16 protein-coding genes are annotated in these 24,406 nt (G+C 58.6%); 10 read left to right on the top strand and 6 right to left on the bottom strand.

Going from position 1 to position 24,406, the window contains the following annotated elements; genetic code table 11:
- Nucleotides 1-18: 18 nt before the first annotated feature.
- Nucleotides 19-786 (bottom strand): AraC family transcriptional regulator, encoded by a 768-nt coding sequence (locus tag AC07NR_RS16830; protein WP_495078996.1) that lies wholly within the window; start codon nt 784-786, stop codon nt 19-21.
- 112 nt (nt 787-898) lie between these two features.
- On the opposite strand from AC07NR_RS16830, the gene AC07NR_RS16825 reads away from it, so the two are divergent.
- Nucleotides 899-1,714, top strand: coding sequence for a sulfite exporter TauE/SafE family protein (locus tag AC07NR_RS16825; RefSeq protein ID WP_495078995.1), 816 nt, complete (start codon nt 899-901; stop codon nt 1,712-1,714).
- A gap of 102 nt (nt 1,715-1,816) precedes the next feature.
- A complete protein-coding gene (locus tag AC07NR_RS16820; RefSeq protein ID WP_423204139.1) occupies nt 1,817-2,953 on the top strand; it encodes a hypothetical protein in 1,137 nt (378 codons plus the stop codon).
- 3 nt (nt 2,954-2,956) lie between these two features.
- On the opposite strand, the gene AC07NR_RS16815 is transcribed toward AC07NR_RS16820, so the two are convergent.
- Nucleotides 2,957-3,943: a hypothetical protein gene (locus AC07NR_RS16815; protein ID WP_495078994.1), complete on the bottom strand. Its 987-nt coding sequence runs from the start codon at nt 3,941-3,943 to the stop codon at nt 2,957-2,959.
- Nucleotides 3,944-4,118: 175 nt separating this feature from the next.
- Here AC07NR_RS16815 and AC07NR_RS16810 point away from each other — a divergent pair, with 175 nt between their 5' ends.
- The gene (locus AC07NR_RS16810) at nt 4,119-5,210 is read left to right on the top strand and encodes an HNH endonuclease (RefSeq protein ID WP_248742496.1); all 1,092 of its coding nucleotides are present in this window, start codon (nt 4,119-4,121) and stop codon (nt 5,208-5,210) included.
- A 137-nt stretch (nt 5,211-5,347) separates the two neighbouring features.
- On the opposite strand, the gene AC07NR_RS16805 is transcribed toward AC07NR_RS16810, so the two are convergent.
- From AC07NR_RS16805 to AC07NR_RS16795, 3 genes are all read right to left on the bottom strand, one after another.
- Complete coding sequence (locus tag AC07NR_RS16805; protein WP_248742752.1) at nt 5,348-5,881, bottom strand: BRO-N domain-containing protein; 534 nt, start codon at nt 5,879-5,881, stop codon at nt 5,348-5,350.
- A 347-nt stretch (nt 5,882-6,228) separates the two neighbouring features.
- Entirely contained in the window at nt 6,229-7,476 is a 1,248-nt protein-coding gene (locus tag AC07NR_RS16800; RefSeq protein ID WP_085709714.1) for a ribonucleotide-diphosphate reductase subunit beta, read from the bottom strand.
- A gap of 542 nt (nt 7,477-8,018) precedes the next feature.
- Nucleotides 8,019-8,279 carry a DUF2790 domain-containing protein gene (locus tag AC07NR_RS16795; RefSeq protein WP_085709715.1) on the bottom strand — a complete coding sequence of 87 codons (261 nt, stop codon included), beginning with the start codon at nt 8,277-8,279 and terminating at the stop codon, nt 8,019-8,021.
- A gap of 393 nt (nt 8,280-8,672) precedes the next feature.
- Between AC07NR_RS16795 and acs the strand changes: the two genes are divergently transcribed.
- The 7 genes from acs to argR all read left to right on the top strand — a co-directional run bounded on the left by acs (nt 8,673) and on the right by argR (nt 16,429).
- Entirely contained in the window at nt 8,673-10,628 is a 1,956-nt protein-coding gene (acs, locus tag AC07NR_RS16790; RefSeq protein ID WP_119427931.1) for an acetate--CoA ligase, read from the top strand.
- A 557-nt stretch (nt 10,629-11,185) separates the two neighbouring features.
- Complete coding sequence (locus tag AC07NR_RS16785) at nt 11,186-11,959, top strand: ABC transporter substrate-binding protein (protein WP_065261786.1); 774 nt, start codon at nt 11,186-11,188, stop codon at nt 11,957-11,959.
- Between the two features lie 91 nt (nt 11,960-12,050).
- Complete coding sequence (locus tag AC07NR_RS16780; protein ID WP_065261785.1) at nt 12,051-12,740, top strand: ABC transporter permease; 690 nt, start codon at nt 12,051-12,053, stop codon at nt 12,738-12,740.
- The gene (locus AC07NR_RS16775; protein ID WP_085709717.1) at nt 12,737-13,435 is read left to right on the top strand and encodes an ABC transporter permease; all 699 of its coding nucleotides are present in this window, start codon (nt 12,737-12,739) and stop codon (nt 13,433-13,435) included. Before AC07NR_RS16780 ends, AC07NR_RS16775 begins: the two co-directional genes overlap by 4 nt.
- Nucleotide 13,436: 1 nt before the next feature.
- The gene (locus AC07NR_RS16770; RefSeq protein ID WP_248739131.1) at nt 13,437-14,549 is read left to right on the top strand and encodes a succinylglutamate desuccinylase/aspartoacylase family protein; all 1,113 of its coding nucleotides are present in this window, start codon (nt 13,437-13,439) and stop codon (nt 14,547-14,549) included.
- A 23-nt stretch (nt 14,550-14,572) separates the two neighbouring features.
- A complete protein-coding gene (locus AC07NR_RS16765; RefSeq protein ID WP_003227281.1) occupies nt 14,573-15,337 on the top strand; it encodes an ABC transporter ATP-binding protein in 765 nt (254 codons plus the stop codon).
- A gap of 111 nt (nt 15,338-15,448) precedes the next feature.
- Nucleotides 15,449-16,429 (top strand): transcriptional regulator ArgR, encoded by a 981-nt coding sequence (gene argR / locus AC07NR_RS16760; RefSeq protein WP_085709719.1) that lies wholly within the window; start codon nt 15,449-15,451, stop codon nt 16,427-16,429.
- 50 nt (nt 16,430-16,479) lie between these two features.
- Here argR and AC07NR_RS16755 read toward each other — a convergent pair whose 3' ends face one another.
- On the bottom strand, nt 16,480-24,222 hold the full coding sequence (locus tag AC07NR_RS16755; RefSeq protein ID WP_495078993.1) for a dermonecrotic toxin domain-containing protein: 7,743 nt from the start codon (nt 24,220-24,222) through the stop codon (nt 16,480-16,482).
- Nucleotides 24,223-24,406: the final 184 nt, after the last annotated feature.

The raw sequence follows: 24,406 nt of genomic DNA, 5'->3' as shown, positions 1-24,406 counted from the left end.
CGCATTTTTTGATTTGCCCTAGTTCGCCGGCTCCAACCAGACGGACGGTGCCTGACCGAGGGTCCGACGGAACATCGTCGAGAACGCCGCCGGGCTGTCATAACCGAAATCCAGGGCAATCCGCGTCACCGCTTCACCCACCGCCAGGCGTGCCAGCGCCAGTACCACGCAGGCGCGCTGGCGCCATTGACTGAAACTCAGGCCGGTCTGCTGACGGAACAGTCTGTTGAAGGTGCGCAAGCTTACGTGCAGTTGATCGGCCCAATGCTGGGGGGATTGGTGGGCATTCGGCTGTTGCAGAAAGGTCTGACACAGTTCGAGCAGTCTTCCGTCAGGCGGCAGCGGGATATGCAAGGGAAGTGGCGCACTGCGCAACAACTCATGCAGCAACAAGTCGATCAGCACGCCGTCACGCCCGGTCAGGTCATAGGTCAGCGGCAGCTCCACGGCTTCCATCAACAAGTGCCGCATCAACGGCGACACACTGATCACCTGACAACGTTCACCCAGATCCACCGCCCCCGGCTCGATATACAAACTGCGAGTGCTGACCCCCAGCATCAACACCTCATGCGCCACCCCCGGCGGAATCCACACCGCCCGCTGCGGCGGCACCACCCAGTTGCCGTCATGCGTGCTGACCTGCATCACCCCGGTCGCGCCGTACAACAATTGCGCCCGCCGATGCGTATGACGTGGCAACAGATAGCCGTGGGAATAATCCGTACCGATCGCCACCACCGGGCGTGGTGTGTCATCCAGCAGATTGATCGAAACATTGCGCATCGAGCGGCACCCGGTAGTTGGCGTAAACGCAAACATTATTGGCTGACTTGCTGAAGCAGGCCAAGCGCCGCCGCTCTATCGTCGACCGCTCCCAAACAACGGACGACGCGCCATGTTCTACCTCCTGCTGACACTCTTCGGCTGCCTGACCGGCGTCACCGCCGTGCTCTTCGGCTTCGGCGGCGGCTTCGTCGTCGTGCCGCTGCTGTACCGCATGCTCACCGCCAGCCACGGCGCCGACGACCCGGTCAGCCAATCCGCCATGCACATCGCCGTCGCCACCTCGACCTGCGTGATGATCGTCAACGCCCTGGTCGCCACCGACAAACACCGCCGCGCCGGCACTCTCATTCGTGATTACCTGTGGCCCTTGGGCGGGTTCATCGGATTGGGCGCAGTCGTCGGTGCAATCGCAGCGGTGTGGGTCAGCGGCGAAGTCATCCGCTATGCCTTCATCGCTTACCTCGGCGTGACGATTGTCGATTGCCTGTTGCGACGTGGATTTCTTACTCAATCGGAAGGCGTCATCCCACGGCGATTGGGAACAGTGGAAACGTCCGGCGGTGGTGTAGGCATTGGCGCCATCGCGACCTTTCTCGGCGTAGGAGGAAGCGTCATGACCGTGCCGTTATTGCGGCGTTGCGGATTGAGCATGTCTCAGGCGACGTCGATGGCCAATCCGCTGAGCGTGCCGGTGGCGCTGGCTGGAACGCTGACGTACATGTTGATGGCGGGGTTCTACGAGACAGCACTCGGGCCATGGTTTATTGGATACGTGGATCTGCTGGCGTTTGCGGTACTGACGCTGGGCTCGATGTTGGGGATTCGACTGGCCACGCCGTGGATCGGGCGGATACCGGATCGGGTGCATGCTTGGGTGTATATCGCGCTACTCATCGTCGTGATGCTGGCCATGGCATTGAAGTAGAACCTCGATTCCTGCGTGCAACCCCGCCATAATCCGCCCCGAATTTTCCAGTGCCGGCACCCACGTCCCGGCGCAACCTCCGACTCATTCAAGGATCGATCCATGCTCAAGGGACTGTTACGCCTGGCGCCATGCGCCGTGGCGCTGTTCACACTGATTTCCACTGCTCATGCCGAAGATGGCCTGCGCGTGTTCACCGGCACATTGGGCAAGACACCGATTGTGGTTGAACTCAATACTCAACAGCCGGATGAAGTGACCGGTCGTTACTTCTACGAGAAGTACCACCGTGATTTGGCCCTCAGCGGTTCATTGCAAGAGCGTACGTTGACGCTGGTTGAAGGTAATAATCGCTACGGCAATGACGAGCCACTGCCAACGCTCAAGCTGAAATCCACCGCCAACGGTTGGCAGGGCGAATGGCAAAACCCGAAAGGCAAGAAACTGCCGGTACAACTGGTCGAGGCCAAACTTCCCGCGCCGACTGCAACGACGTTGCCCTTTATCGCCACGTTGCCGAAAGACGACCCCTACGAGTATTTGCGCCTGCAGGGGCTCAAGCTCAAACCGGGGAAAAAAGAGAACTTCATGGGTTACGACCTGCAATGGTGGGCGGAGCCTGAGTCGAAGATTTCGCTGTTCAGTGTTGAGTCCGGCTACACAAAAGAAGAGCTGCAACGCATCAACAACCACCTGCTCGGGCGGCTCTGGACTGAAGTCATCGACTATCACCGCTGCATGATGGATGGCGCGGAGTACGCCGAGTTCGATCAAGGCGCTGCCCCCGAGTTTCTCTCATCCGACGTGGTCAGCCTGGATATCTCCACAGGCTACAGCTGTGGTGGCGCCCACCCGGACTTCGGCAGTTCGCCGATCAACTTGAATGTTCACACGGGCGAACTGTTGAAGCTCAAAGACGTGCTGTGGATCGGCGAGCCCAATAGCGCAGCCAGCGAATACGACCAGATGAAAGTCATGGCGCCGTGGCTGGTCAAACAGTTCACCACGTTGTACCCGGATGAAATGAAGAAGCCGGTCGAAGACGACGGCAGTTGCGATTACACCGATGAGGGCGTCTGGGGTTATTCCAACTGGCACTTCACGCCGAAGGGAATTTACCTGGGCGCCTACTTCGCCCGTTACCAGCGCAATTGCGATAACCCCGAGTGGTCGGTGCTGCCGTACTCAGTCGTCAAGCAACACCCCGGCGCCGTCAAACTGCAACTGCCCCAGAGCTGACCATCACGCCAGACCCGGCGCTTCACGAATAATGAAGTGATCCAGGTTCTCGATATTGGCATTGAAAACCTCGAAAGGCTTTTCGGGGTTCTTCTTGCCTGGCACCTGCTTCAACTCCGGCGTCACGCCATAGAAGAAGCAGAACAACTCCTTGTCGCTTTCGATGGCGTGCTTGATCTCTTCCAGAAACGCCTTGCGCTTGCGGTAGTTGTCGATCAGCTTCTTGTTGAGATAGACGCTCACCGGATATGGCTTCTTCTTGCTGTCATCCGGTTTCTTGAACCAGACCCTGTCCTCGAAATCGATCCGGAAACTGGCGCTGTGGAAGTCCTCGATCTTCTTGATCCGGCCCCAGTAAATCAGCCCCTTGTTGTCCATCAAATATTCGATCTTCTTGAAGAACGAACTGTACGGCGCCGTATGCTCGCCAATCTTCAACGGCATACGCTTGAGCAAATCCTTGTCCGCGAAGTTCGACACAAAACACTCCACGGGGTGAGCGAAGACACTGGTCTTGTCCGGCGCCGTCTCACGACTCGGCGATTCTTTCGAGGGGGGAGCCGCCACCCGTACCGGATCATTCCGCAACACATCCGCCACCCCCGCTGGCGCGGCAGGCTTGCGCACATACTCACGGCGCGTCAGTAACAACTCCGACGGGAAATGCTCCTCCCGCCCGTCATCCGTTTCCCCATCCGCCGCCTCAACCCCCGACGCCGACGTCTTCAAACTCACATACGGACAACCCGCCACATGCTGCGTACCGGGCAGATTCTTGAAGTGCGGCGTACGCACGTAATTCACGTTCTTGGCGTTGAACGTACCCAACTCGTTGGAAGCATCGAACGCCGCACGACAGGCATCGTTGGGGCACTGGAAGTGTTCCTTCGCAGAATCGAACGCCACCGTCTCATCGAAATTGAGATCGCGAACGTCATAGATCGACAGTTTGTCGTCGAGGCTGAGGCAGTAGGCGAGGTCGAATTTCATGGTGGGGCTCGGGTCCTTGAGTGGGGGAGGGGTATTAATAGCGGGAGGTCAGTTATGGCGCACGTTTGAGCGTCTATAAATAGTGGCTTTTTGCTCTGTTACGCATTGAAACCCTTTTGCACTTTGGCGACTATAGGAATTTTCCTACAGCTAAAGTCGATAAAGGGCAGCATCCGTGGTGATCAAAGCGGTTTCGAAGGAACGAATAAACAGCGCGATGCTGGAGTTCGATCATAAATTTCGGAGTAGGCCTGAGTGGCAAAGCTGGGAAAACGACCAAGCTCATCGTTATGCCATTAATGCGGATGGTGAGCTGTATCCAACGAAGAAAATCATCTCTTTGGCGACTGGTATTGCTGTAAGCGCTTTTTCGGGCGGGCATCCAACCAACAATTACCTTAAAAAGCGAGGCTTCACCATTGTGGAACTGCCTCGCGGGGAAAGCGAGCTTGTGTTGCAGTTCACTCCGGGGGCTGTTTACGACCGAAAAACTGAAATTAATGGGCCATTCGGCGGGAGTCGGCAAAGCGGCATTGCCGCGTCAGCTATCCATCCAGTGATTTTTTTGTTCACTGGCGAGAGCGGTGAACAATATGGTTATGCCGACCGTTGTGAAGACGGCGTCTACTTTTATACCGGTGAAGGCCGACGTGGAGCGATGACTTTAACTCGTGGCAACCGTGCTATTGCTGAGCATGCTGTCGATGGCCGGGCACTGCATTTGTTTAAGTTGCTCGGCAAAGGCAAAGGTTGCGCTTACGTAGGGGAGTTTTCTTGTGCTGATATGTTCACGCGGACTCGACCGGATGTAATTGGCCAGGACCGTAAGGCAATTGTTTTTCGGCTAGTCCCGGTCGGTATCCCTGACGGAATGATTGATGAAGAGGACGAGGATAAGGCTGATCTCCCCGATTCTCTGGCTGCTGCGCGGATGGCTGCATTGGCCGCATGTAAGCTTGCAAGTGGTGGGGTAGGGCAATCTGCCTCACGTAAGATTTATCAGCGTAGCCGAAAGGTTGCGCACTACGTACTGATGCGTGCCCAGGGAGCATGTGAAAGCTGTGAGAGGCCAGCTCCATTTTTGAAAAAAGATGGCACACCCTATTTAGAGCCGCATCACGTGAATCGGCTCTCCGATGGTGGTTTAGACCACCCTCGATATGTGGCTGCAGTGTGTCCAAGTTGTCACCGGGAAATTCATTCTGGTGTGCATGGAGCATTGCTGAATCGAAGGCTGAAGCAGCGTTTGGAAGTCATAGAGGGCTAAGCGTTCCAATCATGTTTGCTTTCTTCGTACCCCTTCAACAGCCGAGGGGGGGGCCAGACCCTCGACTGATAATAAGTGGTTGTTATGAGCCCCATGCGAAGGGTTAGATCTCGCAAGCGGTCCTATAAAGATGTCACCTAGCCCATAGAGTGCTTCGAAATTTGGAGCATCTGAGCCACTCGCCGCCACCAAGGCTTAATTACAGGGGCACTCTGCTGCGGTTGATCATTCAAAAGAAACGGCATATCCCGCAGCCGAATCCAGCCTTCATCCTGCCAATGCAGCAGGCTCAACGACATCTCCGGCCAATCCAACAAGCTCAACATCGGCCGATCTGAATGCCCCGAGTGTTCTGCATCACGCAAGGCCGGCACCACCTGCTGAGTTAACCACTCCCGCAACAACCGGTTCCCTGGGACGTAGTGATACACCAGCAACGCATACACACCAGACTCGCTGAGCATCAGTTGCTTTTCGGGTTGCCGAAAATACTCAATCCACAAAACGCGACGTTGATCATTATCTAGCTTGTTGACCATGCGTTCGCACAGATGGACACCCATCAAACGACCCATATCGCGGGCGCAGAACCAAGGTTGGTTTTCGAGCAAGAGGGCGTGTAGTGCGAGGTTGTGACGCGAGAAGACTGTTACAGAAAAAGGATCGGGCATATCCATTACCTCTACGTTTAGATTTTTGGAGGGCCTGAACCCAACGTAGAGTGGACTTAAGAAATCCCAACGAGCGAGGCAGCTCCACTGACGACATGTGCGTCTGTGTGACTGACCAAGCTTTCTACGTTGGGTGTTTCTTAGGCACCTGCAATTGAGCTTAGAGGTGCTTGCAGTTGGCTTCAATGCGAAGCGGCTGTAAGTGCTGTAGGAGATTGAGCGCTGCAACGTAGGGATGGAAAAGGACAACCAGCCGCCCATAAAAAAGCCCCGATAAAATCGGGGCTTTTTGCTTTCTCAATTCAACGATTCAAGCAGCAATCGTCAAACCATGGCGAGCGAGACGATTAGTCCCAGCTCAACGCCCCACCAGTCTGATACTCAATAACCCGAGTCTCAAAGAAATTCTTCTCTTTCTTCAAGTCCATGATCTCGCTCATCCAAGGGAACGGGTTAGTAGTCCCTGGATATTCTTCTTTAAGGCCAATCTGCGACAGACGACGGTTAGCGATGAACTTCAGGTAGTCCTCCATCATCGCTGCGTTCATGCCCAGTACGCCGCGAGGCATGGTGTCGCGGGCGTATTCGATTTCCAGCTGGGTGCCCTGCAGGATCATCTGCGAAGCTTCTTCCTTCATTTCGGCGTCCCACAGGTGTGGGTTTTCGATTTTGATCTGGTTGATCACGTCGATGCCGAAGTTCAGGTGCATGGATTCGTCGCGCAGGATGTACTGGAACTGCTCGGCGACGCCGGTCATTTTGTTGCGGCGGCCCATGGAGAGGATCTGGGTGAAGCCGCAGTAGAAGAAGATGCCTTCCAGAACGCAGTAGTAGGCGATCAGGTTGCGCAGCAGTTCTTTGTCGGTTTCTACGGTGCCGGTGTTGAATTCCGGGTCGGAGATGGCGCGGGTGTATTTCAGGCCCCAGGCGGCTTTTTTCGCGACCGACGGGATCTCGTGGTACATGTTGAAGATCTCGCCTTCATCCATGCCCAGCGATTCGATGCAGTACTGGTAGGCGTGGGTGTGGATCGCCTCTTCGAACGCCTGGCGCAGGATGTACTGGCGGCATTCCGGGTTGGTGATCAGGCGGTACACGGCCAGGGCCAGGTTGTTGGCAACCAGGGAGTCGGCGGTGGAGAAGAAGCCGAGGTTGCGCATCACGATGCGGCGCTCGTCGTCGGTCAGGCCTTCCGGGTTTTTCCAGAGGGCGATGTCGGCGGTCATGTTGACTTCTTGCGGCATCCAGTGGTTTGCGCAGCCGTCCAGGTATTTCTGCCAGGCCCAGTCGTACTTGAATGGCACGAGCTGGTTGAGGTCGGCGCGGCAGTTGATCATGCGCTTTTCGTCAACGGCGACACGGGCGGCGGAGCCTTCGAGTTCGGCGAGGCCTTCGGCGACGTCGAGGGAATCCAGTGCAGCCTTGGCGCGGGCCACGGCGGCCGAGTCTTCGGCGGTCACGGCGCGGGCTTCGAGGGCGGCGGCACCGCCGGCGCTGTCGAGGCGGTCCATGTTGGCTTCGGTAGCGTGGCCGGCGTTGGCGCCTTTTACTGCTACTTCACTGTCTTCTTTGTCGAATTCGTCCCAGCTCAGCATGACGTGTCGTCTCCTGCGTGAGGGCCTGTGCCCGTGTGAAAACTGATTGGTTGGTTTTTCACACGGCCGTACAGGCCGCGTTGGATGTCGTTTTTTGCAGCGGTGCAACGCAGGCAATAAACAGAAAATTTTTACGGGTTTCCGAGAGCCTCTGACGGGCGCGAGTCAGCGTGGACGCTGCTGCGGGGCTTCAGAATGGCTTTGATCCCTGTAAGGGAATATTGCTGACCCGATTGGGCGGCATTATAGGGAAAAAAACACGGCTGTGCTGAGGCGAATCCGCGCATGGCGCGGTCGAGGAGGCTGCTTTTTCGACGAGAGCGAGGGTTTACAGGGCTTTGCCGGGGATAGATTTTTTTTCGGAAAAATCTCGCAATTGTGGATTTGCTCAAAAAACGAACAAAAAATCGCTGTTTTCACTACATGTTGTGTTTTGCAAGACCTTTTAGCGACTCCAGACACAACTGAGCCCGACCGAAGCCGGGCTGGAATCGACCCTCGATGTTGCGCTGAGCGATCCGATTCGGTGCAGTCTCAAACCATCAATTGGTGCAGCCGTTACCCATCACGCTGTAACGCAGGATGTGGCGCTGGCCTGTGGAGTCGTCGTACTCCATTTTCATCGGGACCACTTCGCAGACATTCGGAACTTCGCTCATCGATACAACTTTGGCGATGTCCAGGTGAGTGGAGTAAGTGTATTCCTCGATGGCCGGTTGTTGCTGTGCGACATCAGTCGGGACCTCGTCTGCCATGGCGGTTGCGCACAGACTGCTGAGGGCCAGAACCAATAAAGCTTTCATTTGAAATTTACCTTCTTGAGGTCGAGTGGGGTCACGCAACCTTTTTGGGGTTGCGTGTGGAACTTCATCGTTTGGTTTGTTACTTCAGAGCTGGATTAACGGCCTTCGTGGGGGCTGTAACGTTGTTAATCACTTTGCCTTGTCGGCGAGGCAGATTTTAGGGAGGCGGGGTGGGTGTAAACAGATGGGGTTTTGATAAACACCTTTGGCAGATTTGGTAACAATCGCTGCCAGGCCAGTAGATTCAAGGCCTGCGAGGTCATCGACGGCGAGCATCGGGATTATCGCCACGACCTGTAGGGGCTTGTTACTACCATCGTCGAATGGTTCTATACGGTCGCCCCGGCTACAACAGGGTCATACAAAAACAACTATTACACCGAGGTAGGAAAGATGAGTGCGGCTTCCCTGTATCCCGTTCGTCCCGAGGTTCTGGCCAATACGCTGACCGACGAGGCGACCTACAAAGCCATGTACCAACAGTCGGTCGTCAACCCTGACGGCTTCTGGCGCGAACAAGCCAAGCGCCTCGACTGGATCAAGCCTTTCACCACGGTGAAACAGACTTCGTTCGACGACCACCATGTCGACATCAAGTGGTTTGCCGACGGCACCCTGAACGTTTCCTACAACTGCCTCGACCGCCATCTGGCCGAGCGCGGCGATCAGGTCGCCATCATCTGGGAAGGCGACGATCCTTCCGAAAGCCGCAACATCACCTACCGCGAACTGCACGAGCAAGTCTGCAAGTTCGCCAACGCCCTGCGTGGCCAGGACGTGCACCGCGGCGACGTGGTGACCATTTATATGCCGATGATCCCCGAAGCCGTGGTCGCCATGCTGGCCTGCACCCGGATCGGCGCGATTCACTCGGTAGTGTTCGGCGGTTTCTCGCCGGAAGCCCTGGCCGGTCGCATCATCGACTGCCGCTCGAAAGTGGTGATCACCGCAGACGAAGGCATCCGTGCCGGCAAGAAGATTTCCCTCAAGGCAAACGTCGACGACGCGCTGACCAACCCTGAGACCAACAGCATCCAGAAAGTCATCGTGTGCAAGCGCACCGGCGGCGACATCAAGTGGAACCAGCATCGCGACATCTGGTACGAAGACCTGATGAAAGTGGCGGGCACTGTCTGCGCGCCGAAAGAGATGGGCGCCGAAGAAGCGCTGTTCATCCTTTATACCTCCGGTTCCACCGGCAAGCCGAAGGGTGTGCAGCACACAACCGGCGGTTACTTGCTGTACGCGGCCATGACTCACGAGCGCGTGTTCGACTACCGTCCGGGTGAAATCTACTGGTGCACCGCCGACGTCGGCTGGGTTACCGGTCACTCCTACATCGTCTACGGCCCGCTGGCCAACGGCGCGACCACGCTGCTGTTCGAAGGCGTGCCGAACTACCCGGACATCACCCGGGTGGCGAAGATCGTCGACAAGCACAAGGTCAACATCCTCTACACCGCGCCGACCGCAATCCGCGCGATGATGGCCTCCGGCACCGCCGCTGTCGAAGGCGCGGACGGCAGCAGCCTGCGTCTGCTCGGTTCGGTGGGCGAGCCGATCAACCCGGAAGCCTGGGACTGGTACTACAAGAACGTCGGCAAGTCCCGTTGCCCGATCGTCGATACCTGGTGGCAGACCGAAACCGGCGGCAACATGATGAGCCCGCTGCCGGGTGCTCATACCTTGAAGCCGGGTTCGGCCGCACGTCCGTTCTTCGGTGTGGTGCCGGCGTTGGTGGACAACCTCGGCAACATCATCGAGGGCGAGGCTGAAGGCAATCTGGTGATTCTCGATTCGTGGCCGGGTCAGGCGCGCACCCTGTATGGCGACCACGACCGTTTCGTCGACACCTACTTCAAGACCTTCCGTGGCATGTATTTCACCGGTGACGGCGCCCGTCGTGATGCCGATGGTTACTACTGGATCACCGGTCGCGTGGATGACGTGCTCAACGTCTCCGGCCACCGTATGGGTACTGCCGAGATCGAAAGCGCCATGGTCGCTCACCCGAAAGTCGCCGAAGCGGCGGTGGTCGGTGTGCCGCACGACATCAAGGGGCAGGGCATTTATGTCTACGTCACCCTGAAAAATGGTGAAGAACCGAGCGAGCAACTGCGCCTGGAACTGAAGAACTGGGTGCGCAAGGAGATCGGCCCGATCGCTTCGCCGGACGTGATCCAGTGGGCGCCGGGGCTGCCGAAGACCCGTTCGGGCAAGATCATGCGCCGCATCCTGCGCAAGATCGCTACCGCCGAGTACGAAGGCCTGGGCGACATCTCCACCCTGGCCGATCCGGGTGTGGTGCAGCATCTGATCGATACGCACAAGACCATGAACGTCGCGTAAGCGGCGGGTCTGAAGGCTGAAAAGCCCCGTCCGGCATTGCGCCGGGCGGGGCTTTTTGTTTTCCAATAATTATCGAATTGCTCCGTCAGCCGATTCCCACTGTTACCCGACAGCCTTCAAGTAACCGAATGTGTAACCGCCCGCCCCGCAACGGGGCAATGAGAAACGCATCGCCCCGTTTTAGAGCCTCAAAACGACCGGTGAAAAATAAGACATCACCCCGCGCTTGCCGGATTAGAAGGGTTTGCGAATAATAGGCCCGCAATTTGCAGCATAGATCGGTTCACTGTCTTTCGCTCTTGCATGAAATTGCGGAGCTGTCAATGTGCTCAAGCGGGTTTCTCGGTGCTTCTGTAATTAGTTGTCGCATTGAAGAAATATCGGCTTCGGGCCTGTCGTTAGAATGCCGATCACTCGCTCGTCGTGGCTCGCGTTGAAGCCTTCAGGGTTTGTTCGGAAATATCCCACGCACGCAGCAACCGCTTTCGTTCCACCCATTCGCATATTGGGCTGTCGCTCACTCTGCCGTTTTTGCCCTTTACCGATGGAGTCCCAAGATGAAGAAACTTGTGCTGCTTGGCGCCCTGGCACTGTCCGTGCTGTCCCTGCCGACATTCGCCGATGAAAAGCCTCTGAAGATCGGTATCGAAGCGGCTTACCCTCCATTCGCATCCAAAGCCCCGGACGGCAGCATCGTCGGTTTCGACTACGACATCGGCAACGCACTGTGCGAAGAAATGAAGGTCAAGTGCCAGTGGGTCGAGCAAGAGTTCGACGGTCTGATCCCGGCACTGAAAGTGCGCAAGATCGACGCGATCCTCTCGTCCATGTCGATCACTGAAGACCGCAAGAAGTCCGTGGACTTCACCAACAAGTACTACAACACCCCGGCCCGCCTGGTCATGAAGGAAGGCACCGTGGTCAGCGACAAACTGACCGAGCTCAAGGGCAAGAACATCGGCGTGCAGCGTGGTTCGATCCACGAGCGCTTCGCCCGTGAAGTCCTGGCTCCGCTGGGTGCCGAGATCAAGCCATACGGCTCGCAGAACGAAATCTACCTCGACGTGGCCGCCGGTCGCCTCGACGGCACCGTGGCGGACGCCACCCTGCTGAACGACGGCTTCCTGAAAACCGACGCCGGCAAAGGCTTTGCGTTCGTCGGCCCGCAGTTCACCGATGAAAAATACTTCGGCGACGGCGTAGGTATCGCGGTACGCAAGGGCGACGCCCTGAAAGACAAGATCAATACTGCCATCGCGGCCATCCGCGAAAACGGCAAGTACAAGCAAATCCAGGACAAGTACTTCGACTTCGACATTTACGGCAAGTAAAGACGTCGCTCGACCCGTCCGAAATGGCGCAAGCAACAGGATCTCTGCGGTTTGCGCCATTTTTTCATCCCAACTTTCGAGGACCTGAATCATGTTGAAAGGCTACGGGGCTGTCATCCTCGATGGCGCTTGGCTGACGCTTCAGCTCGCCTTGTCGTCCATGGCCCTGGCCATCGTTCTCGGGCTGATCGGTGTCGCATTGCGCCTGTCGCCGGTGCGCTGGCTGGCCTGGCTGGGCGATCTGTATTCCACGGTGATCCGCGGGATTCCCGACCTGGTGCTGATCCTGCTGATCTTCTACGGCGGTCAGGACCTGCTCAACCGCGTCGCCCCGATGCTCGGCTATGACGAGTACATCGACCTGAATCCGCTGGCCGCCGGTATCGGCACCCTCGGTTTCATCTTCGGTGCGTACCTGTCGGAAACCTTCCGTGGCGCGTTCATGGCGATCCCCAAAGGTCAGGCCGAAGCGGGCATGGCGTACGGCATGAGCAGCTTCCAGGTGTTCTTCCGGGTGCTGGTGCCGCAGATGATCCGTCTGGCGATTCCGGGCTTCACCAACAACTGGCTGGTACTGACCAAGGCCACCGCGCTAATTTCCGTGGTCGGTCTGCAAGACATGATGTTCAAGGCCAAGCAGGCGGCCGACGCCACCCGCGAGCCTTTCACCTTCTTCCTCGCAGTGGCGGCGATGTACCTGGTGATCACCAGTGTCTCGTTGCTGGCGCTGCGTCACCTTGAGAAGCGCTACTCGGTAGGCGTAAGGGCGGCTGATCTATGATCTTCGACTACAACGTCATTTGGGAGTCGCTGCCGCTGTACCTCGGCGGCCTGGTGACCACCCTCAAGTTGCTCGCGCTGTCGCTGTTCTTCGGTCTGCTGGCGGCGTTGCCGCTGGGCCTGATGCGCGTCTCCAAGAACGCCGTGGTCAATGGTGCGGCGTGGCTCTACACCTACGTGATTCGCGGCACGCCGATGCTGGTTCAGTTGTTCCTGATCTACTACGGTCTGGCCCAGTTCGAAGCGGTGCGTGAAAGCTTCCTCTGGCCGTGGCTGTCCAGTGCAACGTTCTGTGCGTGCCTGGCGTTCGCGATCAACACCAGCGCGTACACCGCCGAAATCATCGCCGGCAGCCTGAAGGCCACGCCGAACGGTGAGATCGAAGCGGCCAAGGCCATGGGCATGTCGCGGGTCAAGATGTACAAGCGCATCCTGTTGCCGTCGGCTCTGCGCCGGGCGCTGCCGCAGTACAGCAACGAAGTGATCATGATGCTGCAGACCACCAGTCTGGCGTCCATCGTGACCCTGATCGACATCACCGGCGCGGCCCGTACCGTCAACGCGCAGTTTTACCTGCCGTTCGAGGCGTACATCACCGCCGGCGTGTTCTACCTGTGCCTGACCTTCATCCTGGTGCGCCTGTTCAAGCTGGCCGAGCGTCGCTGGCTGAGCTACCTGGCCCCGAGGAAGCACTGATATGGAACGCATCGACCACGTTCTGCCGTGGAGCCACTTGGGCAGCGAGCGCCGGATTTCGGTGTTTCGCTTCGGGAGCGGCGAGCGCAAGGCCTACATCCAGGCCAGCCTCCACGCTGACGAACTGCCTGGCATGCGCACCGCCTGGGAACTGAAAAAACGCCTCGGCGAACTCGAAGCCAAAGGCCTGCTAAACGGCGTCATCGAACTGGTGCCGGTGGCCAACCCGCTGGGTCTTGGCCAGTTGCTGCAAGGCAATCATCAGGGGCGTTTCGAGGCCGGCAGCGGCAAGAATTTCAACCGTGATTTCGTCGAGCTCAGCGCCCCGGTGGCCGCAAAGCTTGAAGGACAACTCGGTGATGATCCGCACGCCAACATCCGTCTGATCCGTCAGGCGATGGCCGATCATCTGGCCGCATTGCCCGAGGCCAGCAGCCAGTTGCAAGGTATGCAGCGCATCCTGCTGCAACACGCCGCGACTGCCGATGTGGTGCTGGATCTGCATTGCGACTGCGAAGCCGCGCTGCACATGTACGCCTTGCCGCAGCACTGGCCGCAGTGGCGTTCGCTCGCCGCGCACCTGGATGTGAAGGTAGGTCTGCTGGCGGAAGATTCCGGCGGCAGTTCGTTCGACGAAGCCTGTTCGCTGCCGTGGCTGCGTCTGTCGCGTCTGTTCCCGGACGCGCAGATTCCCCTGGCGTGCCTGGCAACCACCGTTGAACTGGGTGGTCAGGCTGACACCACGCCTGCGCAGGCGGAGGCTTGGGCTGAAGGCATTCTGGCGTTCCTCTCCGAGCAGGGCCTGATTCGTGGCGAGTGGCCAAGCGCCGTGCGCGAACCGTGCGAAGGCATGCCGTTCGAGGGCACTGAACTGCTCCTGCCGCCGCATCCTGGCGTGGTGAGTTTTCTGCGCAAGCCCGGCGAGTGGGTTGAAGCCGGTGACAAGATTTTCGAAGTGATCGATCCGCTGTCGGATCGGGTCAGCACGGTGTGTGCTGGTACGTCCGGGGTGCTGTTTGCCATTGAGCGGCTGCGTTACGCCCAACCCGGTTTCTGGCTGGCCAAAGTGGCGGGGCGCGATGCGCTGCGCGACGGCCCTTTGCTCAACGACTGACTGTTTTTGTGAGAACCGACCGCATGTACAAACTTGAAGTCCAAGACCTGCATAAACGCTATGGCAGTCACGAAGTGCTCAAGGGCGTTTCCCTGAAAGCGGCCGCCGGCGATGTGATCAGCATCATCGGCTCCAGTGGCTCCGGCAAAAGTACTTTCCTGCGCTGCATCAACCTGCTCGAGCAGCCGCACGCGGGCAAGATCCTGCTCAACAACGAAGAGCTGAAACTGGTTGCCAACAAGGACGGCGCGCTGAAAGCCGCTGATCCGAAACAGCTGCAACGCATGCGTTCGCGCCTGTCGATGGTGTTCCAGCACTTCAACCTGTGGTCGCACATGACCGCACTGGAAAACATCATGGAAGCGCCGGTCCACGTGCTGGGCGTGTCCAAGGCCGAAGCCCGCGAGAAAGCCGAGCACTACCTGAACAAGGTCGGCGTGGCTCATCGTAAAGACGCGTTCCCTGGGCACATGTCCGGTGGCGAGCAGCAGCGTGTGGCAATCGCCCGTGCGCTGGCGATGGAACCGGAAGTGATGCTGTTTGACGAACCGACTTCGGCCCTCGACCCGGAACTGGTCGGCGACGTGCTGAAAGTCATGCAGGCCCTCGCTCAGGAAGGCCGCACCATGGTGGTGGTGACTCACGAAATGGGCTTCGCCCGTGAAGTGTCGAACCAGTTGGTATTCCTGCACAAAGGCGTCGTCGAAGAAAGCGGCAACCCGCGTGAAGTGCTGGTCAATCCGCAGTCGGAACGTTTGCAACAATTCCTCTCGGGCAGCCTCAAGTAATCGCTCCCGTTATGCACCAAATTAGGTCATGCTGCGCAGCGCGCCAGATGGTCTAATTTGGTTGCAGCCGATTTCGGTTTTTCCCTCTGTTTACGTTTCGGATCGCCCGCCATGACTGCCCATCGAATTGGTTTCCTGATTTGGCCCAGCACTAAAGCTCTGACTTTGGCGCTGGCAGAGGAGGCCTTGCGTGTTGCCCAGCGTGTGCATCCGGACGTGGTTTACGAATTGTCGTTCCTGCAGGCCGAAGCACCGACCGAAGGTGAATGGCAACTGCCCGGCGAACCCTGGGCCGGCAAACTCGAAAACTTCCAGAAACTGTTCCTGCTCGCTGACGAGCCACCGACGACTTTGGCGCCGGCACTCAGCAGCGCGCTGAAACAACTGGTGCGCGCCGGTTGTGTGATCGGTGGCCTGTCGGCCGGTGTATATCCGCTGGCGCAACTCGGTCTGCTCGACGGTTACCGCGCGGCGGTGCACTGGCGCTGGCAGGACGATTTCGCCGAGCGCTTCCCGAAAGTCATCGCCACCAGCCATCTGTTCGATTGGGATCGCGATCGCCTGACGGCGTGCGGCGGCATGTCGGTGCTCGATTTGCTGCTGGCGGTACTGGCCCGTGACCACGGTGCGGAACTGGCCGGTGCGGTTTCCGAAGAACTGGTGGTCGAACGCATCCGCGAAGGCGGCGAGCGTCAGCGCATTCCATTGCAGAACCGTCTCGGCTCCAGCCATCCGAAGCTCACCCAGGCGGTGCTGCTGATGGAAGCCAACATCGAAGAGCCGCTGACCACCGACGAAATCGCCCAGCACGTGTGCGTGTCCCGACGTCAGCTGGAACGGATCTTCAAGCAATACCTCAACCGCGTGCCGAGCCAGTACTACCTGGAACTGCGCCTGAACAAGGCCCGGCAGATGTTGATGCAGACCAGCAAGTCGATCATTCAGATCGGCCTGTCCTGCGGGTTCTCCTCGGGGCCGCATTTCTCCAGCGCCTATCGCAACTTCTTCGGCGCCACGCCGCGGGAAGACCGCAACCAGCGGCGCAGCAGCAGTCCGTTCGAACTGTCGTCGGTGCCGCCGGAGCGCGGCTGATCCTCGAATGACAGCGCCATACGTCATGGCGCTGTTGTTTCAGACACTTTTCAATCCTCCATTTCGACACTGGGACGACTGCGCACCGGCGGATGCTCGAGCACGTCGTCAATGTTCAGCGTCATGCCCGTCTCCTGGTAATAAGCCCGAATTCGCTGCATGGCTTGAGGGGAAAAGGGATTGCCGCGCAAGTCGTAGCGATCACCGACATACGCCGGTACCTCCATCAGTTCGTCCGGCATTTCGGTGATTTCATTGCCTGAAAGATCCAACTCCATCCAGTTGAAGTTGCCGAGCACCCCCTTCGGGATTTCGCGAATGCCGGTGGTGCTCAGGTCCAGATCGGTAAGCCCCTGCAAATTGCTGAGGTCGGGCGTCAGCCGGAGCGGATTGTCATGCAGGTGCAGCAGGTCAAGGCCGTCCAGGTTCGCCAGTCCGGCCACATCACGGGGTGACAGCGTGAGGTCGCATGCCGGCAGGCTCAGGGTGTTGAGCCGTTTCATCCGGAAAATGGCTTCGGGAATATTGGTCAGGCCGTAGCCTCGAATATCGATGCTGACGAGATTGGGGAATGCATCGAGGAATCGTCCGATTCGTGGCAAGTCATCATGGGTGCTTGCCAGGTACAGGTCCGAAACGTGACCGAAATCGGCACTCAGTGTCGGCAGCTCTCCAAGGATTGTCAGCCTGAAAGTGAAATCGTGATCACCCACATCCGAGCCTTCTACAGGTGTTTCACGCCAGCAAGTCAGCAACGCTTCCTTGAACTGCGCTCTGTTTTGCTCCTCCGCCAGTCGTTCATCCTGTGTGAGCGGTTGACCGTTCGAGCGTTGCTCGGGAATCTCGCTTTCCCAGGCTGCCAGATCGCCCAGCAATTGGCCGAGTTCGGCTTCCCGGCGACCCAGTTCGAGTCGACCATCGGCCAGCGAGCCTTCGAGGTGGTAGAAAAAAGCGCTGGCCTGTTCATCGCTCAGTGCCGGATAAAGCGTCTGGACGCGGGTGATATCGGTCGGCTCGGCCAGTACGCCGAGGTTTTCCCCGGTTCCGCGAAAGAAGGTCTTGATGCGCTCTCGGGTGAGCGCGTTCAGTGGATTGTTGCCGAAGTCAAAACCGTTGGTGACGGAGGCGGGCAGGTCGAAGAGCTCTGCGGGCAGTTCGGTGAGGCGATTACCGCTAAGGATTGCCGTTTCCAGTCCTGGAGCGTCCAGCAAACCTTGAGGCAGTGCCGAGACGCCGGTGCTCGAAAGGTCCAGAAACTCCAGAGACGGCAGCTTGCGGATGTCGGGCAACCGGCCCAGCGGATTGTTGTAGAGATCGAGTCTGAGCAGTTGCTTCAGCGAATGCAGTGCGGCGCTGCCCTCGTCATTCAGTACAACCCCGCAGTTGCTCAGAACCAATTGTTGCAGATCCGGCATCCCGGTCAGTGCCGACGGAATCTCAGCCAGTGCCAGGTTGCGCAGTTCAAGCGAGTCTAGACCGGTGAAGCCGCGCAGGAACTCCGTGCCGGCCCGTAGCCGGGGATTGCCGATGATCGACAGCGTCGTGACATGAGTGAAGTCTGCGCTCAAGGCTGGCAGCTCACCGATGAATTCCGGGTCCAGGTTGAGGGTGGCAGCTCTCGATTCCGGGTTTGCTGCAGACCTTTGGCGCCAGAACGCTTCGATCTCCAGGCGAAACGTCGTGCGGCTCGCGAACTCTGCGACGCGGTCGCTTTCGGTCAGTGCAAGGTTACTGCCCGGATAGCGTTCCGGGATGTCGGTTACCCATTGTTCCAGGTCCTCTTCAAGTTGCCGAAGTTCAGCCTCCCAGTGCTCAATCTGCAACCGGCCCTCATCAAGCGTTCCCTCCAGCAGGTACAGCACTCGATTGGCGTCTTCATTGTCCAGAGACGGGAACAGTTCGCGGATCCGCGCGACGTCTTCCTGTGGCATCGAAGCACCAAAGCTCTGCCTGAACTGCCGGTAACAAAGCTTGATGCGTTCGCGCATGGCGGATGACAACGGGTTGTCGGCAAGACTGATCTGCCGGGGTGGCCGCGCGTCGACTTTGAAAAGGATGTCGGGCAGTTCGCGGATCCGGTTGCGATCGAAGAAGGCAGCGAGCAGACGGGGATGATCGAACAAACCGTCGGGCAGGCTCAGAATGCCGCTGTCGGTCATGTGCAGTTGAAGCAGTGCCGGCAGGGTTTTGAGGGTAGGTGATTGCCCCAGTGGATTTCGGTTCAGGTTGAGGTACTGCAGGCTGCCAAGGGACGACAGGGTCGCCTGGCTTTGTGGGCTTAGCGTCAATCCGCAGTTTTCCAGAACCAGTCGTTCCAGGGAGGGAATGTGCAGGGCGGTCAGCGGGTTTTGCCCAAGATTGAAATTGTGAAGCTCCAGGTGGCGCAAGGCCGGGAAGGGTTGAAGAAATCCGTCAAGGGTGATCACTGCCGGGTTGCCGGTGATTGAAAGTACGCGGATGTGACTGAAGTCTGTCGTCAGACTCGGCAAGTCGCCGCTGAAGGTCAGATTGGCGACCAGTGAGTCTCCCCGCTGTCTGGGATTTTCCGGCAATCGGGCGCGCCACAGTTTTTGCATTCGTTCGGCAAACGCTGTTCTTGCCGCGTGTTCCGCGAGGAACTCCGGGGGAGTGAAGGGGCGGTGAGTGACTGGATGAGTCTGGGGAATTGCCATTTTCCATTGCGCCAGATCGGCGGTGAGTTGCTCGAACTCCGCTTTCCAGTGCCTGAGCTGTCGCCGTCCGTGCTCCAGGTCACCAGGTAATCCATAGAACACGTCACTGGCCTCTTCACGATCCAGGCTGGGAAACAGCGCCTGGGTAGCCTCGATGTCTGCCGGCTCGGCGAGTACCGCGAAATCCACGCCGGCTTCTCGGGAATGACGCTTGATCCTTTCAAGTGTGTCGTTGCTCAGCGGATTGCCTGAGAAGTCGAATCCTTCACTGGCGGAGGCGGGTATTTCAAACAAGGCTTCGGGCAGCTCGCTGATTCGATTGTCACTGACGATGGCTGTACGCAATTTCGGGTGGCCGGGCAGGCCGTCCGGAACCTGACTGATGCCGGTGCGAGAGAGATCCAGATAGGTCAGTTCTGTCAGGCCGCCGACATCGGGCGCGCTGCCCAACGGGTTGCCAGGCAACTCAAGGGATTCCAGCTCGCGCATCGAAGCCAGTGCGATCTGCAGCTCGCCTGTGAATGTCACACCGCAATTCTTCAGAAGCAGGGTCTCAAGCGCCGGCAGGCCAGTGAGTGTCTGTGGCAAACGATCAAGTGCGAAGTCGTGCAGTATCAAGCGTTTCAATCGGGGGAAGCTTTGGAAGAAGGCCGAGGTGGCACTGATCTGCTTGTTGCCGTTCAGGGACATGGCGGTGATATGACTGAAATCGGCCATCAATGTGGGCATGTCCCCCATGAACGAGGCCTGTGCCGAGAATGTGTCTGCCCTTGTCAGCGGATGTGCGGTCGAGCGGTGACGCCATAGCCGTTCAATCCGGCCGGCAAATATCTCGCGCTCGTAAAACTGACTGGCGTGTTCGCCGGGTGTCAGCATCTCTCCTGTGACCGGATTGCGATTCGGTGTGCTTCGTGACCATGTGGCCAGGTCGATGGTCAGTCGGGTGATTTCACTTTCCCAACGCTCCAGTTGGAGACGACCCTGTGCCAGCGAGCCGGGCAGGCTGTAGATCAGCTCGCTGGACTGACGATCGTTCAGGTCGGTGAACAGTGCCTTGGTGCGGTTGATATCCCCTTGCTCGGGGCGGATGCCCAGGTCGCTGCCGGTCCGGTTGAAATAGATCTTCACTTTTTCCCGGGTCGCATTGGAAAGCGGATTGTCGAAAAAATCGTACCCGGCAGTGGTCGCAGCAGGCTGTTCAAAAAAAGGCTCGGGGAGCATGGTGATCTGGTTATTGGCGAGCCATGCGCTGATAAGGCGCGGGTGACTCAACAATCCTGGCGGGACTTCGGAGATTCCGGTGCTGGACAGGTCGAGGTGAGTCAGGTTCGGCAAGGCGCCGAAATCGAACGTCGTACCCAGCGGGTTGTTGTTCAGGCTCAGTGCGGTCAGCTGGTTGAGGGATAACAGCAGCGACTGGTTTTCCTGCGTCAGGACGACACCGCAACGTTGCAGCGCCAACTGTTTCAGCTGCGGGAGGGTCGCCAGGTGCGGGGGCAGGTTGTGCAGGTTGAAATTGCGCAGATCCATGCGCACCAATCCCTGGAAATGTTCAAGAAAAGCATTCACGGCCCCCGGTCCACCGCTGCCGGCCAGCTCCAGATCGACGACATGGCTGAAGTCTGCCGTCAGCGCGGGCAGATCGCCCACGATCGGCTGGGAAAAACGCATTTCATAACCATGGAGGCCGCGCACCTCTCTGCGCCAGCAGATGCGCAGAGCGTGGGCGAACATCTGGCGATCGCGGATGGCGGCCATCCGCTGGTCGTCCGATATCCGGGCTCCGTCTGCCGGGTTGATCTCCGGGAGGTCGAACATCCATTGATTGAGGTCGCTATCGAGTTGTGCGTATTCAAGCTGGAGCCGGGACAGCTCGGCGATTGCGCCGCCCGGGTGGTTTTCAAGTCGTCGGACCATGGCGAGCCGATCGCTGTCGGACATTCTCGGGTAGACCTGTCTGATCCGGTTTTCCAGCGTGCGGGGTGCTTGCGCGGCCGGTGGGGTGTTGCGTGAGTAACCATCGGTACCCAGCAAGCGTAAGACATCCACGGCAGGTGCGGGGGCAGGTGCCGGGGCAAGGTCGGGCAAGATCGCCAGCCGCAGTTCGGTGCGGGGGAGCGGATTGTCGCGGATGGCTTGCCTGAGCTTTTCACCTTCGCCGATCTGCAGGTTCAAAGCCTGTCGTTGCGCGTCCGGCAGGGCTTGCAGAACCGCTGTGTAGAAATCGCTGGGGCCAAGCAGTTCCAGTCCCTGTTCGTCGTGTGGCTGCCAGAGCCCATCGGATTTGAGGGTCAGCACTTTCTGGATGGGGGCCTCGATGGGCCCGGTGCTGTCGAGTAATCGTCCTGCCCGGGACTGAGCGCGGACTTCAAGACGTACGTCTGTTGACCAGCCCGGTAACTGTTGAAGGCTGTGCAGGGCCAGGGTGTCGGAATCGGGGTTGCGTACCGAGGCCAGCTCAAGCCCCTCGTAGGCACGGGTGATGCGCAGTTCGTGCGTGGCCTGTTCTGTCAGGACCTGCTGCCTTTCGGGCCAGTGTCCCTGGCTGATCTCCAACAGTTCTGAACCGGTCGCCGTACTCAGCAGTTCTTCGGTGATCCTGGCGGGCAGTTGCGGTGCATGCAGAGCCACATGCCTGGCCAAGGGATCGGCGCTCTGTTGCAGCGTCTGATAGCGCGCCTCGAAAAGTGAAGGACGCTGTTGTCGGGCAAGCTGTCCAAGCATGGCTCTGAGTTTGCGGGTGCGCACATCGAGGGCGAACATCTCGCCGAACGCCTCTCCCAGCAATGTGTTGATTTCCGGTTCGCCGAGGGTCTGGAGCAGCGTTTTGAGCAAGTCACCCTCGGCAAGGCTGCCCTGGCGAATCTCTGTCAGCGGAAGTCGTCCGTCGGTCGTGGATTGCCACGCGATTTCGCCTTGCTCGTCTACAAGGCACAGCCTTTTGGTGGTCGGCCACAGATTCTGTTCCTTGAGAAGCTGGAGCTGGATCAGCGTATCGGCATTCAGATACTTCTCGGGCTTGTCGCTGGCGATAAGATCAATGAAGTCCTGCAGTTCCTGATCGATCCGAAAGCGCTGAATGCTGTCAGCCAGCAGCGGTGGCAAGCGCTCCTGGTCGACGTGCATTTTGCGCAGCGCATCCTCCGGAAAACCGCTGACCTTGAGGATCCGCTCGCGTTTTGCGGGGGAAAACACTTCGACGCTATGGCCGATGCGTTGCAATGCCGTCGCGGTGTCCCACTCGAGCGGTCGTTCAAGCTCGGTGTAGAAAGCGCCCTCGCCGTTATGGCGCACGATGGGGCGGTAGGCGTCCTCGCGGGTCGGATGCTCGATGTAAAGTTTGCCGGGATGCTCATGAGCGCTGACTTCGTAATGGCTCTGGTCGACGGGGAGCAGCCTTTTCCCTTGGTGCAAGTGCAGTCCCTGTGGGTCTGGCCCGGACCCCTTGGGTGGTTGAATCCGGCGAGCGTAGGGCTGCAGATCCGGTTTCCAGTAAAGTGTTTTGCCGTTGCGCATTTTCACGGGCTGGAACCGGTCGATCAGTGCGATGAGCTCGGCAGGCAACACTTTCGGCAGCTCCTGGACGGCGATGGCGCCGCCGATACCGAAGGCACCGAGCTGGATCAGCGATTCCAGTGCACCGAACATATGCTCGGCGACTTCTGTGCTCAGCCCCTCGGCCCAGTCGACGACCCCTTCGAACACTTCATCGAGAAACTGATAGGCCATGTACGCCATCATCATTTCGCCCAGAAAGGGGACGAAGGGCATCAGCACGAACGAGGCGATTTCAAGAATCGAAGAGGCAATCCGGCTGAAGGCGTCCCATGTCGCCCAGCGGGCGTTGCGATCGACCGTGGCCGTCGGGACTGCGATCGTTGCCGCGTCATTGAGGATCTTGTTCAGCTTTCGTTGATATAGCTGATCCAGCAGTCGGCCTTCGATGGGCGTGACGGAAAATTGCAGATTGGGCTTGTCGACGGGCGTATCCCGCCAGGCGGGCAATGGGCTGCCGGGCTCCGAAGGGTGCCATTTCACCCGGCTCAGGCGCTGCCCGAGGTCGGCGAAAAAATACCCGCGCTGGTCATGGGCCACGAAACGGCTGAAGAATTTCTGATACTCCGGGTTGCGCAACTGACGTGTCAGCTCGCGCATCATTTCTGCGGTCGAGGCGTACTCCTTGATCGGATGCTCGGGGTCGTCCGGCACATAGGCCACCACCCTGACCGGGGTGCGTGCCTGCTGTAGATCCGGCGCGAAAAGAACGATACCGGTCAGCTTCGACGACATCATGCTCAGGTCATGGCAAAGCAGTGCCTGACCATTGACTCGCATGCCTTGCAGATCGTCGAGCAAACCGCCAATCAGGCGTGCGTACAACTCGCTGACATCGCCCTTCATTTTTGCCATGTGCAGGGCGGCCTGGAGGGCGGCCTTTTCGCTGACGTTGATGCGCTGACGCAGTGCCGCGCCGGCGCCGGGGTCGTTGATAGCCAGGTTTTCTTCAAGATACGTCTTGTAGCGGGCGCCGATGTCCAGTTCCCGGCACAGGCGGGTGAACGCCGCGATGCTCAGGCGTGCCTTTATCTGCGGCAGGGTTTCGAACTGACCTGACGGTGATGGCCCGGTCGTGAAGGTCGACTCGCTGGAGTAAGCGTCAGCTTCGGTTTCGTCTTCTTCGAAATTGTGCAGTGCTGCATCGAGCAGCGACACCGTCCAGGTCCGGCTGCCGGTGGTGATCGGGAACCCGGGCGTTGTCACCGGGATGTAGAGGTGCAGGAAGGTGTTCCTGACATCCACGTCCAGACTGAATCTGCTCTTCAGTGCCTGGGTCAGGATCGGCTCGGCGTAGGCGCTGGCGTCCTGCAGATGCTCAAGCGTGCGGTCGATGGTGTTTTGCATGCTCATGCGTTGGGCGATGAGGGCTCTCAATTCAGCATGCTGCGTTTTTGGTGCTTTCTTGAGGTTGTCGGTGAGCATGCGGCGATTATGCTTCAGGGCCTGGCGGCGGGCGGCCGACGCTTTGCCGAGCCATTCCGGAAAAGCGTTTCTGAGGGGTTCGTAGTGCTCGGGGGGATTGAGCGGTGTGTGGGCTGAAGTCTGTCCGGTGGATGCCTGCATCGGGTCTGTCCATGTACGTCGGGAAGCCGTCAGCAAACCAGAGATCTCTGCAACGGATGCGGTAGATATGTATGACAGGCCGGCACATGCCAATTGATATGCTCGTGGGCCTGCTGCAATTGTCGGCGACGGTTTAAACTGCGCCTTTGCGACGCTATATGTCGCATTGCCGTAAACCCGGGAA

It is taken from the genome of Pseudomonas sp. GW821-FHT09C09, assembly GCF_059418105.1.
This window is presented reverse-complemented; position numbering and strand designations above follow the sequence as displayed.

Bases quoted from the DNA above. Each gene is read 5' to 3' on its own strand.
- acs (WP_119427931.1), top strand. From the start codon at position 8,673: ATGAGTGCGGCTTCCCTGTATCCCGTTCGTCCCGAGGTTCTGGCCAAT.
- AC07NR_RS16770 (WP_248739131.1), top strand. From the start codon at position 13,437: ATGGAACGCATCGACCACGTTCTGCCGTGGAGCCACTTGGGCAGCGAG.
- AC07NR_RS16785 (WP_065261786.1), top strand. From the start codon at position 11,186: ATGAAGAAACTTGTGCTGCTTGGCGCCCTGGCACTGTCCGTGCTGTCC.
- AC07NR_RS16775 (WP_085709717.1), top strand. From the start codon at position 12,737: ATGATCTTCGACTACAACGTCATTTGGGAGTCGCTGCCGCTGTACCTC.
- argR (WP_085709719.1), top strand. From the start codon at position 15,449: ATGACTGCCCATCGAATTGGTTTCCTGATTTGGCCCAGCACTAAAGCT.
- AC07NR_RS16755 (WP_495078993.1), bottom strand. From the start codon at position 24,222: ATGCAGGCATCCACCGGACAGACTTCAGCCCACACACCGCTCAATCCC.
- AC07NR_RS16800 (WP_085709714.1), bottom strand. From the start codon at position 7,476: ATGCTGAGCTGGGACGAATTCGACAAAGAAGACAGTGAAGTAGCAGTA.
- AC07NR_RS16825 (WP_495078995.1), top strand. From the start codon at position 899: ATGTTCTACCTCCTGCTGACACTCTTCGGCTGCCTGACCGGCGTCACC.
- AC07NR_RS16830 (WP_495078996.1), bottom strand. From the start codon at position 786: ATGCGCAATGTTTCGATCAATCTGCTGGATGACACACCACGCCCGGTG.
- AC07NR_RS16805 (WP_248742752.1), bottom strand. From the start codon at position 5,881: ATGCCCGATCCTTTTTCTGTAACAGTCTTCTCGCGTCACAACCTCGCA.
- AC07NR_RS16795 (WP_085709715.1), bottom strand. From the start codon at position 8,279: ATGAAAGCTTTATTGGTTCTGGCCCTCAGCAGTCTGTGCGCAACCGCC.
- AC07NR_RS16765 (WP_003227281.1), top strand. From the start codon at position 14,573: ATGTACAAACTTGAAGTCCAAGACCTGCATAAACGCTATGGCAGTCAC.
- AC07NR_RS16780 (WP_065261785.1), top strand. From the start codon at position 12,051: ATGTTGAAAGGCTACGGGGCTGTCATCCTCGATGGCGCTTGGCTGACG.
- AC07NR_RS16820 (WP_423204139.1), top strand. From the start codon at position 1,817: ATGCTCAAGGGACTGTTACGCCTGGCGCCATGCGCCGTGGCGCTGTTC.
- AC07NR_RS16815 (WP_495078994.1), bottom strand. From the start codon at position 3,943: ATGAAATTCGACCTCGCCTACTGCCTCAGCCTCGACGACAAACTGTCG.